7 protein-coding genes are annotated in these 13,693 nt (G+C 61.8%); 5 read left to right on the top strand and 2 right to left on the bottom strand.

The window, feature by feature from the left end:
* Positions 1 to 33 precede the first annotated feature (33 nt).
* From GPA21_RS14955 to GPA21_RS14945, 3 genes are all read left to right on the top strand, one after another.
* Positions 34 to 1,065, top strand: a complete 1,032-nt coding sequence (locus GPA21_RS14955) for an MBL fold metallo-hydrolase (RefSeq protein WP_168988931.1) — start codon at positions 34 to 36, stop codon at positions 1,063 to 1,065.
* Between the two features lie 22 nt (positions 1,066 to 1,087).
* Entirely contained in the window at positions 1,088 to 2,911 is a 1,824-nt protein-coding gene (locus GPA21_RS14950) for a PHA/PHB synthase family protein (RefSeq protein WP_168988930.1), read from the top strand.
* A 68-nt stretch (positions 2,912 to 2,979) separates the two neighbouring features.
* Positions 2,980 to 3,453, top strand: coding sequence for a putative toxin-antitoxin system toxin component, PIN family (locus GPA21_RS14945; protein ID WP_168988929.1), 474 nt, complete (start codon positions 2,980 to 2,982; stop codon positions 3,451 to 3,453).
* Here the strand turns inward: GPA21_RS14945 and GPA21_RS14940 are convergent.
* Positions 3,389 to 4,258, bottom strand: coding sequence for a helical backbone metal receptor (locus GPA21_RS14940; RefSeq protein ID WP_168988928.1), 870 nt, complete (start codon positions 4,256 to 4,258; stop codon positions 3,389 to 3,391). The genes GPA21_RS14945 and GPA21_RS14940 overlap by 65 nt on opposite strands.
* 210 nt (positions 4,259 to 4,468) lie before the next feature.
* Here GPA21_RS14940 and GPA21_RS14935 point away from each other — a divergent pair, with 210 nt between their 5' ends.
* Together GPA21_RS14935 and GPA21_RS14930 are read left to right on the top strand one after the other, a co-directional pair.
* Positions 4,469 to 5,437: a TAXI family TRAP transporter solute-binding subunit gene (locus tag GPA21_RS14935; protein WP_168988927.1), complete on the top strand. Its 969-nt coding sequence runs from the start codon at positions 4,469 to 4,471 to the stop codon at positions 5,435 to 5,437.
* A 242-nt stretch (positions 5,438 to 5,679) separates the two neighbouring features.
* Positions 5,680 to 8,289: a TRAP transporter permease gene (locus GPA21_RS14930; RefSeq protein ID WP_168988926.1), complete on the top strand. Its 2,610-nt coding sequence runs from the start codon at positions 5,680 to 5,682 to the stop codon at positions 8,287 to 8,289.
* Between the two features lie 85 nt (positions 8,290 to 8,374).
* On the opposite strand, the gene GPA21_RS14925 is transcribed toward GPA21_RS14930, so the two are convergent.
* Positions 8,375 to 13,198, bottom strand: coding sequence for an NAD-glutamate dehydrogenase (locus GPA21_RS14925; RefSeq protein WP_168988925.1), 4,824 nt, complete (start codon positions 13,196 to 13,198; stop codon positions 8,375 to 8,377).
* Between the last annotated feature and the right edge of the window lie 495 nt (positions 13,199 to 13,693).

Genomic DNA, 13,693 nt, shown 5'->3' with positions numbered 1-13,693 from the left:
CTTGCAAGCATGCCGCACGCCAGGAACTCGCTCATGACGCCTGTTAGCGAACTCGACTTTCCCTTCGACAACCATCCGGCATCGGCCGAGATGCGGACCGTACTGCCCGGTATTCACTGGGTCCGGATGCCCCTTCCGTATGCGCTCGATCACATTAACCTGTGGGTTCTCGATGACGACCCTGACCAGGTCGTACTGGTAGACGCCGGCTTCGGACTCGATGAGGTCAAGCAGCATTGGGACAGCCTGCTGGAGACCATGCACCGACGCATTGCCGGGGTTGTGGTCACTCACTGCCATCCAGACCATGTCGGCCTTGCCGACTGGCTGTCGCGACGCAACGGCGCACCGATTTTCATGACCCAGGGAGAATACTTCGGCGCACACGCAGTCTGGCATCAGATCCCCGGCTATTCCATCCCCGACATGCTGGACAGCTTCCGGCGGCACGGTCTGGACCAGACGCGACTGGACGCGCTCGAGAAGCGCGGCAACGCCTACCGCAATGGCGTTCCCAGCCTCCCGTCACGCTTTCAACGCATGTTCTCGGGTGACGTGCTCAGCATCAACAAACACAATTGGCGCGTCATCGTCGGCCACGGTCACTCACCCGAGCACGCATGCCTGTATTGCGAGGAACTCGGCGTGCTGATTTCCGGCGACATGCTCTTGCCCCGCATCACGACGAACATCAGCGTTTTTGCTGCAACGCCAAATGACGACCCACTAGGCTGGTTCCTCTGTTCACTCTATGAACTCAAGGGCTTGCCGGACAATACGCTCGTGCTACCATCACATGGTCTACCGTTTCGCGGGGTTCACGCGCGCATCGATCAACTCGAAGCGCATCACGAAGAACGTTGTGAGACGCTGCTGAAGGCAATGTCCGGTGTGTGCAGTGCAGCATCGCTGCTCGAGACGCTGTTTCCACGTCCTCTGGACACCCATCAGGTGATGTTTGCCATGGGGGAAGCGATCGCGCACCTCAACCACCTGGTGAATCGGCGCGAGTTGCGCCGCCTGGTGGATGCCGACGGCAGTATTCGATTCGAACGAACCGGCTGAAAATTATAAGGAGTTGAAGCACATGGCCTCACCCGCCCCCGAGAAAGAGCACGTGGAATTGCCTGATCCCAAGGAAATCGCCAAGGCATACGCCGAAGTCGCGCAGCGCGCCTCGACGATGATCGGGGATCACATCCAGCGCCAACTGAAGAAAGGCGTCGCCACCCCCAGCGACGAACTCGGCATCGCCCAGGCGTTCATGGACATGATGGCCAAGCTGCTGTCGAATCCTTACAAGCTCGCCCAGTCGCAGATGAATCTGGTGTGGGACTACTTCTCGCTCTGGCAGCACTCCATGCTGCGCGTGATGGGCATGCATCCCGAGCCGGTCGCTTCCCCTGATAAAGGCGACAAGCGTTTCAAGGACGAGCAATGGGAAGAGCACTTCCTGTTCGACTTCATCAAGCAGTCCTACCTGATCACCGCACGACACGTGCATGACACCGCGTGCTGTGTCGAAGGGCTGGACGAGCAGACCCAGAACAAGGTCAACTTCTTCACCCGCCAGTACATCGACGCCGTGTCGCCGTCGAACTTCGCGATGACCAATCCCGAAGTCTTCCGCGAGACGGTCAAGAGCCACGGTCAGAACCTGCTCAAGGGCTTGAACAACCTGCTTCGCGACGTCGAGGACGGCGGCGGTCAGCTGCGCGTGAAAATGACCGACACGAGCGCGTTCGAACTGGGCAAGAACGTCGCCACGACGCCGGGCAAGGTGGTCTTCCAGACCGAAATGATGCAACTGCTGCAATACACGCCGAGCACCGACAAGGTACTCAAGAAGCCGCTGCTCATCGTGCCGCCCTGGATCAACAAGTTCTACATTCTCGATCTGCGCGAGAAGAATTCCTATATCAAGTGGTGCGTGGATCAGGGTCACACGGTATTCGTGATCTCCTGGGTCAACCCCGACGAGCGCCTCGCCGAAAAGAGCTTCGACGCCTATGTGCTCGACGGCATCATCGCCGCACTCGACGCCATCGAGAAGCAGACCGGCGAGAAGGAAGTCAACGCCGCTGGCTACTGCCTCGGCGGCACGCTGCTTGCGACCACGCTCGCCTACCTCGCCGGCAAGCGCCAGAAGCGGATCGCTGCGGCGACCTTCTTCACCACCATGACCGATTTCTCCGAGCCGGGCGAGCTCGGCGTGTTCATCGACGAGCAGCAGGTCACCAGCCTCGAGAAGAAGATGTTCGAGCGCGGTTACCTCGAGGGCTCGGAAATGGCCGGCACCTTCAACATGATGCGTGCCAACGACCTGATCTGGTCCTTCGTGGTCAACAACTACCTGATGGGCAAGGATCCGTTCCCGTTCGACCTGCTCTACTGGAACTCGGACTCCACCCGCATGCCGGCACGCATGCACAGCTTCTACCTGCGCAACATGTACATGCAGAACAAGCTGGTGCAGCCCGGCGGCATCGAGATCGACGGCGTGCCGATCGACCTCGGCAAGATCAAGGTTCCCTGTTACTTCATCTCCACCATCGAAGATCACATCGCGCCTTGGAAGAGCACCTACAAGGGCTCGCTCAAGTTCGGTGGCCCTGTTCGCTTCGTCCTCGGCGGCTCCGGCCACATCGCCGGTATCGTCAACCCGCCGGCGGCCAACAAGTACGGTTTCTGGGTCAATGCGGCGGCAAAGCTGCCTGCGGAAGCCGACACGTGGCTGTCGAAGGCGGAGCAGCAGGCGGGCTCCTGGTGGACCGACTGGCAGGACTGGGTGGTGACGCTCGATGCCGAGCAGACCGACGCGCGCGACCCGGCGAAGGGTAAGCTCAAGGTGCTCGAGGACGCACCCGGCTCTTTCGCCAAGATCCGCCTGGATCAGAAACAGGTGGCCTGAGCGCGTTCAGCTCAATATGCTTCGAGGGGGCGAAAGCCCCCTTGTCTGTCCACCGGAACGAATCTCTCATGCGTGCGAGCGAGAAGAGCGTCTGGGTACTCGATACGAACACGGTGATGGCCGTGTGGGTGTTCGAGGACCCAAGCCTGCTTGTGTTGAGGCAAGCACTGGATGGATCTCTTGTTCGACTCGCCACGCGGGAGGACGCACTCGAGGAACTCCGGAGAGTGCTGGCTTACCGTCAGTTCAAAGTACCGGATGGACGTCAGGTCGAGCTCTTGTCACAGTATTCGGCACGCTGTGTCGCCACCCCGCCCGCGCATGAGGCGGCAGCAATGCTGCCTGTCTGTCGCGATCGCGACGACCAGAAGTTCCTCGAAATCGCGCGCGATGCCGGTGCCAGCCACCTCATCACCCGCGATAAGCTGCTATTGAAACTGGCCCGGCACCGATTGATCCGGCCGCTTTACGGCATCGTCACACCCGAGGCAATGCAGGCACAGTGGCAGGCAGCCCGGCCAATTCCGCACGAAGTGCAGTGAGGTAACGCAACCCCGCAATTGCCCGACTGCCGTACCAGGACACCATCTCGCCATTGATGAGACTGGCTGGCCTGCCGCTCAGCGAGCTCACCTCACCGAGATGGCGCTCGCGAAAGCGATAAGGCTCGGACGACAGAAAGACCCGCTGCACATCCGTCAGCCATTCCGCATCCCACTCAAAACTCGGGTAGCGCGGCTCATGAACGTCCGGTAGGCAGATCCAGCCGACCCGTTCCAGCATGCTTGCGATGTAGGTCTGATGCGAAACCGTCATCCACGGCTCGCGCCATATCAGGTACAGCACCCTCTCTTCCTCCACCCTGACGCGTAGCGATGCAGCCTCGGTCAGTGCATCTGCGAGACCGGACGAAAGCCGGGCAGCCTCCTGCTCGCGGCCGAAGATGCCACCGAACAAGCTGTATAGCGCGGCGTTATCCTCCGGCGCGCACGGATGGGTCACGATCACGTGCGGCACAACATCGACAAGCGCCTGTGCGGTGTCACGGGTGTTTTCGTCAATGTTGAGCACCACATGGGTTGGCGCCAGCTCACGGAGCCGATCGAGGCGCACGTCCTTGGTGCCACCGACTTTCGGAATGCTCCGCACGACCTCCCGCGGATGGATGCAAAAGCCGGTTCGCCCGACCAGCTGCGGAGCCAGACCGAGGTCGCACAACAGCTCGGTCAGCGACGGCACCAGACTGACGATGCGGGCCTCACCCGCCGCAACCGCTTCATGAGTGGTACCGGCTGCATCGACCAGGGGCTCGAGGTCGTCGGAAGCATTCTTGGTTTCGTTCTGCATCCGCAGATTTTCTCCCACTGAGCGCCCGAAAAGCGACCTCCATGAATCCCGGGTTTACCCTGATATGGCTATCCCTAGCTGGAAAATCGGGGGGTGGCGGGTTACTGTAATCCCGCAGCGCCAATCTCTGGCGTGCCTTTCGGGTCTCGCGTCGCCCTTCGGGCCGCGTCCGACCGATCTGCAGAATTCAACCCGAGTGGAGGTTCACCCATGAAGAAACTGACTGCCATTGCCGCCATGTTCGCCACGGTCGGCATGCTTGGCACCGCCCCGGTCCATGCCCAGCAGCAATTCGTCACCATCGGCACCGGTGGCGTCACCGGCGTGTACTACGCTGCCGGGGGCGCAATCTGCCGCCTGATCAACATGAACCGCGCCCAGCATGGCATCCGCTGCTCGGTTGAGAGCACCGGCGGTTCGGTGTTCAACCTCAACACGATCCGGGCCGGCGAACTCGACTTCGGGGTCGCCCAGTCCGACTGGCAGTACCATGCGTTGAACGGCTCCAGCAGCTTCCAGGACGCAGGGGCCAACACTGAACTGCGCGCTGTGTTCTCACTCCACCCCGAACCGGCTACCGTGCTCGCACGCGCAGACGCCAATGTCACCAAGTTCGAAGACTTCAAGGGCAAGCGTTTCAACGTCGGCAACCCGGGATCCGGCACTCGTGCAACCCTGGAAACCCTGATCGGCGCGATGGGCATGAGTCTGTCCGACTTCTCGCTGGCATCAGAGTTGCGCGCCGACGAGCACGGCGCCGCCTTGTGCGACAACCAGATCGACGGCTTCTTCTACACCGTCGGTCACCCGTCCGCGAACATCCAGGATCCGACCACGACCTGCGGCGCCAAGCTGGTGCCGATCACGGGCCCGGCGGTGGACAAGCTGGTCGAAGAGCGTCCTTACTACGCAAAGGTCGAGATTCCGGGCGGCCTCTACGCCAACAACCCGGACGACACCCCGACCTACGGCGTGCTCGCGACCTTCGTAACCTCGACCAATACCTCCGATGACGTCGTGTACACCATGGTCAAGGCGGTGTTCGACAACTTCGAGGACTTCAAGCGCCTGCACCCGGCGTTCGCCAACCTGAACGAAGAGGACATGATCAAGGACGGCCTGTCCGCCCCGCTGCATGACGGCGCAGTCCGCTACTACAAGGAACGCGGCTGGATGTAATCCGCGCTGCGGCCCCAAGGCGTTTGGTCTCGGGGCCAAGCCGTCCGACTCTCAAGACGATTTCGGACGGCTGGACTTTCGCGGCGACGGCTCAGCAAGATCCGTCGCCGCTTTCGTGCATGGTAAGCATGTTGCACGCCGGCCCGCATTCCGGACCGACCAAGCGGTGAGCCCGCACCCGCAGAGAGCAAGCAGGTGCACGCCTGCGCAGGCTCAGTCTGCATCAGAAGGAAGACTTCATCATGTCTAGTGCCAACGGCAAGACTCCCGAGCATCACGAACTCACCGACGAGGAATTGCGCAAGATCGTTGCCGAAGCCGACACGGGTGGGCGGAAGCCGACCGGTTTCACCGCTGGCCTGTTGCTCGTCATCGCGCTGTGCTGGTCGCTTTTCCAGCTTTGGGTCGCCTCGCCCTTGCCCTTCAGTCTCGGCTTCCTGGTCTTCAACGCCACCGAGATTCGGGCGATCCACCTCGCCTTCGCAGTCTTCCTGGCATTCATGGCCTATCCGGCATTCAAGGGATCGCCTCGCGACTACGTGCCGGTACTCGACTGGTTGCTGGCTTTCGTTGCGGCATTCTGCGCAGCCTATCTGTTCATCTTCTACAAGGAGCTCTCCGCCCGTCCGGGCCTGCCCACGACGATGGACCTGACCGTCGCAGTCGTCGGCCTGACGCTGCTGCTGGAAGCCGCGCGCCGCTCGCTCGGCCTGCCTATCGTCATTCTCGCCATCGTTTTCCTGGTCTACATCTTCTTCGGACCCTACATGCCAGACCTGATCGCGCATCGGGGGGCTTCACTGTCGCGCGGCATGAGCCACTTGTGGATCACGGGCGAAGGCGTTTTTGGGGTCGCGCTAGGCGTCTCGGCGGGCTTCATCTTTCTGTTCGTATTGTTCGGCGCGTTGCTCGAGACCGCCGGGGCGGGCAACTATTTCATCAAGTCGGCGATCGCGCTGCTCGGTCACCTGCGCGGCGGGCCGGCCAAGGCTGCGGTCGTTGCCTCAGCCTCCACCGGGCTGATTTCGGGCTCCTCGATCGCCAACGTGGTTACCACCGGCACGTTTACGATCCCGCTTATCAAGAAGGTCGGCTACCGCCCAGACAAGGCCGCTGCAGTCGAGGTCGCCTCGTCGGTCAACGGCCAGCTCATGCCGCCGGTGATGGGGGCTGCAGCATTCCTCATGGTCGAGTACGTCGGCATTCCCTACATCGAGGTGCTCAAGCATGCCATCGTCCCTGCGCTGATCTCGTACATTGCCCTGTTCTACATCGTTCACCTCGAAGCGATGAAGGCCGACCTGCAGGGCCTGCCCCGGCGCGACCCGCTGATCTTGCGCAGTGTCGTTGCGAACACGGTGATGACCTTCTCCGGACTGATCATCCTCGCAGCCATCATCTACTGGGGTTTCGGCTGGGTGAAGACGGTCGCCGGTGATGCATCGTTCTACATCGTCAGCGCGACGATGTTCGCCGCCTACATCGGGATCGTTGCCTACAGCGCCCGCTACCCCGAGTTGCAGATGGAAGACCCGAAGGAGCCGATGGAGTACCTGCCGGAGATCGCGCCCACGCTGAAGTCGGGTATCCACTTCCTGTTGCCGGTGGCGGTGCTGATCTGGAATCTGATGGTGGAGCGCCTGTCGCCCGCGCTGTCGGCCTTCTGGGCGACGATGTTCCTCATTTTCATTATCGTGACCCAACGTCCACTTTTCGCGCTCTTCCGCAAATCGGGGGATTACGCTGCCGGCATCAGTCAGGGTCTGGCCGATCTGTTCAACGGCCTGGTCACAGGCGCGCGCAACATGATCGCGATCGGCATAGCCACCGCGGCGGCAGGCATCATCGTCGGCACCGTGACGCTGACCGGCATCGGCCTGGTGATGACCGAAATCGTCGAGCTTGTTTCGGGAGGCAACCTGATGATCATGCTCATCATGGTCGCGGTGATCTGCCTGATCCTGGGTATGGGCTTGCCGACCACCGCAAACTACATCGTGGTGTCCTCCCTGATGGCACCGGTGGTCGTCGAGCTCGGCGCACAGAGCGGCCTGCTGGTGCCGCTGATCGCGGTGCACCTCTTCGTGTTCTACTTCGGCCTGATGGCGGACGTGACCCCGCCGGTCGGCCTGGCCTCCTATGCCGCGGCCGGTATCGCGCGCTCAGACCCGATTCGCACCGGCTTTACCGCCTTCGGCTACAGCGCGCGGACGGCAATCCTGCCGTTCATGTTCATCTTCAACACACAACTGCTGTTGATCGGCATCGACAACACCTTCCAGCTGATACTCACGATCGTCACCGCGACAATTGCGAGCATGGCCTTTGCGGCTGCGACCCAGGGCTGGTTCGTGACACGCAACAAAGCCATCGAAGTGGTGCTGTTGCTGCTCGTGACGTTCAGCCTGTTCCGTCCGAGTTTCTGGATGGACATGGTGGCCGACCCCTACGACGACGTACCCTTGTCCGAATTCACCTCGGTCGTCGAGAGCAAGCCGGCCAACGCCAATCTGCGCATCTGGATAGAGGGCATGTCGCTCGAGGGGCGCGACATCTCCAAGGGCGTGCTGCTGCCTTTGGGGGACACCGCCGAGAGTGCGCGCGACCGCCTGAACGCCATCGGTCTCAACGTGATGGTGCTGGGCGATCAGGTCCAGATCATGTCGGTGCGCTTTGGTAGCCGTGCCGCCCGGCTTGGCCTGGAGCAAGGCTTCCAGATCACTGGCCTGGAACTGCCCACCGAGGATCGTCCGGCCAAGGAGTGGATCTACATCCCGGCCCTCGCACTCCTGGCACTGGTGTGGTTCATGCAGCACACCCGCGTGAAACGATACGGGCACCAGCGCAAGTAGGAAGCACGCAGCAGCTCATCCAAGAAAACGCCCGCATATGCGGGCGTTTTCTTGGGTCCGAAGGCGGCGCGTTTCGCGTCGACCATCACTCCATACTGCGCAACTCACGCATCAGCACTGACAGCATCGGCATCTCAATGCCCTTTGCAGTCTTGATCTCGCCAAGCAGGTGATCATAGCGCTCGAGGTGGAAGGCATTGGCGGTGGCCCAGGCATCGACAATGGCTGATGCGTCGGCCCCGTCAGGCGCCTGTCGCAGCGCGTCGCTCGCAAGGGCTCTTGCCTGGTTCGACAAGTCCACACGCAGGGCGCTCCGGGCGAGAATCTGCCAGCGGGAGCCGGCCGGCAAAGCGGCTATCTGCCGAGCCATCCAGTGCAGATCGAGACGCCCGCCGATCGCGAAATAGACCTCGCCTACAAGATGCTCGGGCCGCCCGCTCTCGACCGCAATCTCGACCAGGTCGAGGGCAGAATAGAGCTCGTCCAGCGACGCCACGCGCTCGGCGAGCGCCTGCGGGACGCCTTTTGCGACATAGTTGGCCGCGGATGCATCCAGTTCGGCACGGTAATCGGCGGTCACGAGACCATGCAAGGCAGACGACAAGCCGCTGACACCCGGTGAGAAATGGGCGAGCGTGGCCTGGAGGTCGGCCAGCCAACGACGGTTACGCAGGAACCAGGTGCTGCCACGCATGATAAGGCGGCCCGAGGCGATGATCATCTCGGTCTGGACCGCGTTGTCGACCTGGTTGTCCAGCGCCTCGATCTCGCGCCAGATCGACACCAGACCAAAGACCTCCCGCGTGGCCATGTAGGCACGCACGATGTCAGTCCCGGGTGCGCCATACTCTCCCTGCAACCGGCTGACGAAGGTTGCGCCAACGCGGTTGAGCATGCTGTTGACCACGTGCGTCGAGATGATCTCGCGCCGCAACGGGTGAGCCGCGATCTGCGTAGCGAAGCGTTCGCGCAGGGGCTCCGGGAAGTAGCGATGCAAGGCCGTGGAAATGTACGGATCCTCCGGAACATCCGAGGCCAGCACTTCGTCGTAGAGCGCGATCTTGCTGTAAGCGAGCAAGACTGCCAGCTCCGGCGTCATCAGTCCGATACCGGCCGCTTTACGGTCGGCAATCTCCTCATCCAGGGGCAGGAACTCGATCTTTCGGTTGAGGCGGCCGGCGTGACTCAGTCTGCGAATGAACTCGACGTGTTCGTCGGTCAGCACCGTGCCCAGTGCGCGCATCACCGAGAGGACCTGGGTCTGCGCGTAGTTGTCCCGAAGCACCAGCGAGGCGACTTCGTCCGTCATGTCGGCAAGCAGCTGGTTGCGCTGCTTCATGGTCAGCTCGCCCTCGGCGACCACGCTGTTGAGCAGAATCTTGATGTTGACTTCGTGGTCCGAGCAGTCGACCCCGCCCGAATTGTCGATGGCATCAGTGTTGATGCGGCCGCCAGCCAGCGCATACTCGATTCGCCCAAGCTGGGTCACGCCGAGGTTACCGCCCTCGCCGACCACCTTGCAGCGCAGCTCGCCGCCGTTGACCCGGACCGCATCGTTGGCGCGGTCACCGACCGCAAGGTCACTCTCGCTCGCCGCCTTGATGTAGGTGCCGATGCCGCCGTTGTAGACCAGATCCACCGGCGCCTTGAGGATGGACTTGATCAGCTCGGTCGGCGTCAGACTTGTAGCGTCGATGCCAAGTGCCTGACGCGCTTCTTCCGAAAGGGCGATGGACTTTGCTGAGCGTGGCCACACGCCGCCGCCAGCGGAAATCAGCGACTTGTCGTAATCGTCCCAGGACGAACGCGGGAGGGCGAACATGCGTGCGCGTTCGGTCCACGAGGAGTCCGCGTCGGGGTTCGGATCGATGAAGATGTGACGATGATCGAAGGCTGCGACCAGTCGGATGTGCTTCGACAGCAGCATGCCGTTACCGAATACGTCGCCGGACATGTCGCCAACCCCTACCACGGTGAAGTCCTCGTTCTGGGTGTCGATCCCCATCTCGCGAAAGTGCCGCTTCACCGACTCCCAGGCACCACGCGCGGTGATACCCATCTTCTTGTGGTCGTAGCCAACCGAGCCACCCGAAGCGAAAGCGTCGCTCAGCCAGAAACCATACTCGGCCGCGACCTCGTTGGCGTAGTCGGAGAAGGTCGCGGTACCCTTGTCTGCAGCAACGACGAGGTAAGGATCGTCATCGTCGTGACGGACGACGTCGACCGGCGGCACGACCTTGCCCTGCACCAGGTTGTCGGTGACATCGAGCAAACCGCTGAGGAACATGCGATAGCATGCGACACCTTCGGCAAGCTGAGCCTCGCGCCCACCCTCGCTCGGCAGCATTTTGGTGACGAACCCGCCCTTCGAACCAACCGGCACGATGACCGCGTTCTTGACGATCTGCGCCTTCACCAGGCCGAGAATCTCGGTGCGGAAATCCTCCATGCGGTCGGACCAGCGCAAGCCGCCGCGCGCGACCTTGCCACCGCGCAGGTGCACCCCCTCCATGCGCGGCGAATAGACGAAGATCTCGAACATCGGCAACGGCTGCGGCAGCGCCGGAATGCGCGACGGATCGAGCTTGAACGAGATGTAAGGTTTGGGCTCGCCGTTCTTGCCGCGCTGGTAGAAGTTCGTCCGCAGGGTCGCACGAATCATCGCCAGAAACTGCCGGATGATGCGATCTTCGTCCAGGTTGGCGACGTTGTTGAGTGCCTGCTCGATTCCGGCCACGAGTTTGCCCTGGTTACGAGCCCGCGCACGGGACTCGGCCGGATCGAAACGTTGAGCGAAAAGCGCCACGAGCTGACGAGCAAGCCCCGGGTGCGCCGCCAGCGTCTGCTCCATGTAGGACTGGCTGAAGGTGAACGCCGCCTGCTTCATGTAACGGGCGTAGGCCCGCAACATCGACACCTCTCGCCAGTTCAGCCCCGCCAGCAGAATGAGTCGATTGAATTCGTCATTCTCGAGCTCATTGCGCCACACACGGATGAACGCGTCCTGGAACAAGGGTCGAACCTTGTCGATCGCCAGTTCTTCGGCAGCGCCGTAGCTCAGACCGAAGTCATGAATCCAGACTCTTCGCCCGTCCTGACGCTCGATCTCCGCCGGAAACTCGTCGACAACGCGCACCCCCATGCGTTCGAGCATCGGCAGGCTTTCGGACAACGGCACTGGCGCTTCCAGTCGGTAGAGCTTGAAGTTGAGCCGACCCGGCTCGGCCTCCAGCGGGATGTAGAGACTCATACCGAGACCGCTTTCGTCGACAAGCGACTCCATCTGCTCGATATCGAAGACCGCCACGCGGGCGTTGTGATACTCCCGGTAGCCGGCCGGAAAACCGCTGCCGTAGCGACGAAGCAGGCGCATGCCCCGCTCCTCGCCGCAGTGTTCGAGCAGCGCACGCTGGAGTTCGTCCTCCCAGCGGCGCGACGCACTTACCAGGCGCTGCTCGATGTCACGCACGTCGTAGGCGGGGATCACACAGTCGGCGGTTCGGACGATAATCAGGATGCGGGCCAGTGCCGATTCGGAGAAATGCACGTCGAATTCCGAGGCCACCCCATTGAAGGCATCCATCAGCACCGCCTGCATTCTTTGCCGCTGCTCGGTGTTGTAGTTCTCCCGCGGCACGTAGATGAGGCAGGTGACGAAGCGACAAAAGGGGTCGCGCCGCACGAACAGACGCGTGCGCTGTCGCTCCCCAAGCCGGAGAATACCCATTGCGTGGTGGTACAGCTCTTCGGTGTCTATCTGGAACAACTCGTCCCGCGGATAGCGTTCGAGGATCGTCTGCAAGGCTTTGCCGGCATGGCTTTTTGGCAGGAAAGCGGCCCTCTCGATCACCGCCGCGACCTTCGCGCGAAGCACCGGAATCTGGAACGGTGCGGTGCTGTATGCGGTGGAGGCAAGCAGGCCGATGATCCGCCGCTCGCCGGTGACCCTGCCTTCGGCATCGAAGGTCTTGACCCCGATGTAATCGAGATAACCGGAGCGATGAACCGTCGAGCGCCTGTTTGACTTGGTGATCGTCAGCAATCGTGGCAAATGCGCCTGCGCCTTGAGTTGGGGCGGCAGCGCGGAGAAGGCTCGCGACGCATGCTCGTCGCCGCTGTCACGCAACAGTCCCAGGCCCGAGCCGGGGCGCACCCGCAATTCATTGTCGCCGTCTGCACTGACCAGATCGTAGTCGCGACACCCCAGCAGCACGAAATTGTCGTCCAGCAGCCACTGAAGATAGGCCTTGGCTTCGGGCGCCTCCGTCGCGGCCTCGGTGCTCGCGGCCGCATCGACACCCTCGGCGATCTGGACAACCCGTTCACGCATCGACGTCCAGTCTGCAACCGCGCCACGCACATCGGCAAGTACATTTTCAAGGCCGCTTCGGAGCAGTTCCAGATCGCTTTCATCCGCACGCCGATCCACCTCCACATGCATGATCGACTCGAAGCCGACACGGTTATCACCATCCTTGTCGCCGTCGGCGAGACCGACGAAATGGCCCTGCTTGTCGCGTGAAACCCGCATCACCGGATGGATGATCAGGTGCAGGGTCAAACCCTGACGATTGACCTCCATCGTGATCGAGTCGACGAGAAACGGCATGTCGTCGCAGACGATCTCGACGATGGTATGCGTCGATTCCCAGCCATGCTCCTCGAGACGCGGGTTGTACACCCGCAAACGCATTCCGCCTGGATGCTTGCGCACGAAATGCCATTGACTGAGCACCAATCCATACAAATCGGCCACCGACTGCCCGACCAGATCCTCGGCATCGACCTTCTCGAAGAATTTACCGGCAAAAGCCTCGACGACCGCTGCCTGTGCGGCCGGCAGTTTGTTTCTGATCTGGTCCAGAACCGCTTCGACCTGCGCTGCTACCTCGCTACCACTTGCATGCATGAAAACCTCCGAACGCAGCTTGCGGCGCGTACGGACCATCCGCCCGCGCCCAATCCGTCGGTCTGGGAGACCGTTCGGACATCGACCTGGATCGGGCGGCCAGCGCATTCAGCATGAATGCCCAGAGAAGCATGAACGGCCGCAGGATGCGGCCATCAGGCATCAAAGCCGATTCCAGGCCATGACGCGCTTACTCTAGGGGGATGGCACGCATGAAGCTAGGGGCGTTTTCCCTAATCATCCGGCTTGCCGAATGCATGGGGTAAACCCTCATCAAGCCTGAAACGCGCAAAGCGCATAGCGGTTCGGCCGACGACGTCGGCCGAACCGAGGTGCTGCATTCAGTCCGTGTAACAGCGAATCAGATCAGCGAGGGGCCGGTGACGATGCGAGCCGCATCCCGTTCGTTGATGGGGACTGAGGCGTTCATGAGTACATGCGCTGCCAACCAGTCCTCGAGTCGCTCGATGGCGGCAGGCTCGAGCGGTTCGAACA

Source organism: Azoarcus taiwanensis, assembly GCF_012910885.1.
Classification (GTDB): Bacteria; Pseudomonadota; Gammaproteobacteria; order Burkholderiales; family Rhodocyclaceae; genus Azoarcus_F; species Azoarcus_F taiwanensis.
The sequence above is the reverse complement of the archived record's forward strand: the minus strand, read 5'-3'. Positions and strand labels throughout refer to the sequence as shown.

What these genes read in the sequence shown, in the direction of transcription:
- GPA21_RS14950 (WP_168988930.1), top strand. Translation starts at nt 1,088, where the DNA reads ATGGCCTCACCCGCCCCCGAGAAAGAGCACGTGGAATTGCCTGATCCC.
- GPA21_RS14940 (WP_168988928.1), bottom strand. Translation starts at nt 4,258, where the DNA reads ATGCAGAACGAAACCAAGAATGCTTCCGACGACCTCGAGCCCCTGGTC.
- GPA21_RS14930 (WP_168988926.1), top strand. Translation starts at nt 5,680, where the DNA reads ATGTCTAGTGCCAACGGCAAGACTCCCGAGCATCACGAACTCACCGAC.
- GPA21_RS14955 (WP_168988931.1), top strand. Translation starts at nt 34, where the DNA reads ATGACGCCTGTTAGCGAACTCGACTTTCCCTTCGACAACCATCCGGCA.
- GPA21_RS14945 (WP_168988929.1), top strand. Translation starts at nt 2,980, where the DNA reads ATGCGTGCGAGCGAGAAGAGCGTCTGGGTACTCGATACGAACACGGTG.
- GPA21_RS14935 (WP_168988927.1), top strand. Translation starts at nt 4,469, where the DNA reads ATGAAGAAACTGACTGCCATTGCCGCCATGTTCGCCACGGTCGGCATG.
- GPA21_RS14925 (WP_168988925.1), bottom strand. Translation starts at nt 13,198, where the DNA reads ATGCATGCAAGTGGTAGCGAGGTAGCAGCGCAGGTCGAAGCGGTTCTG.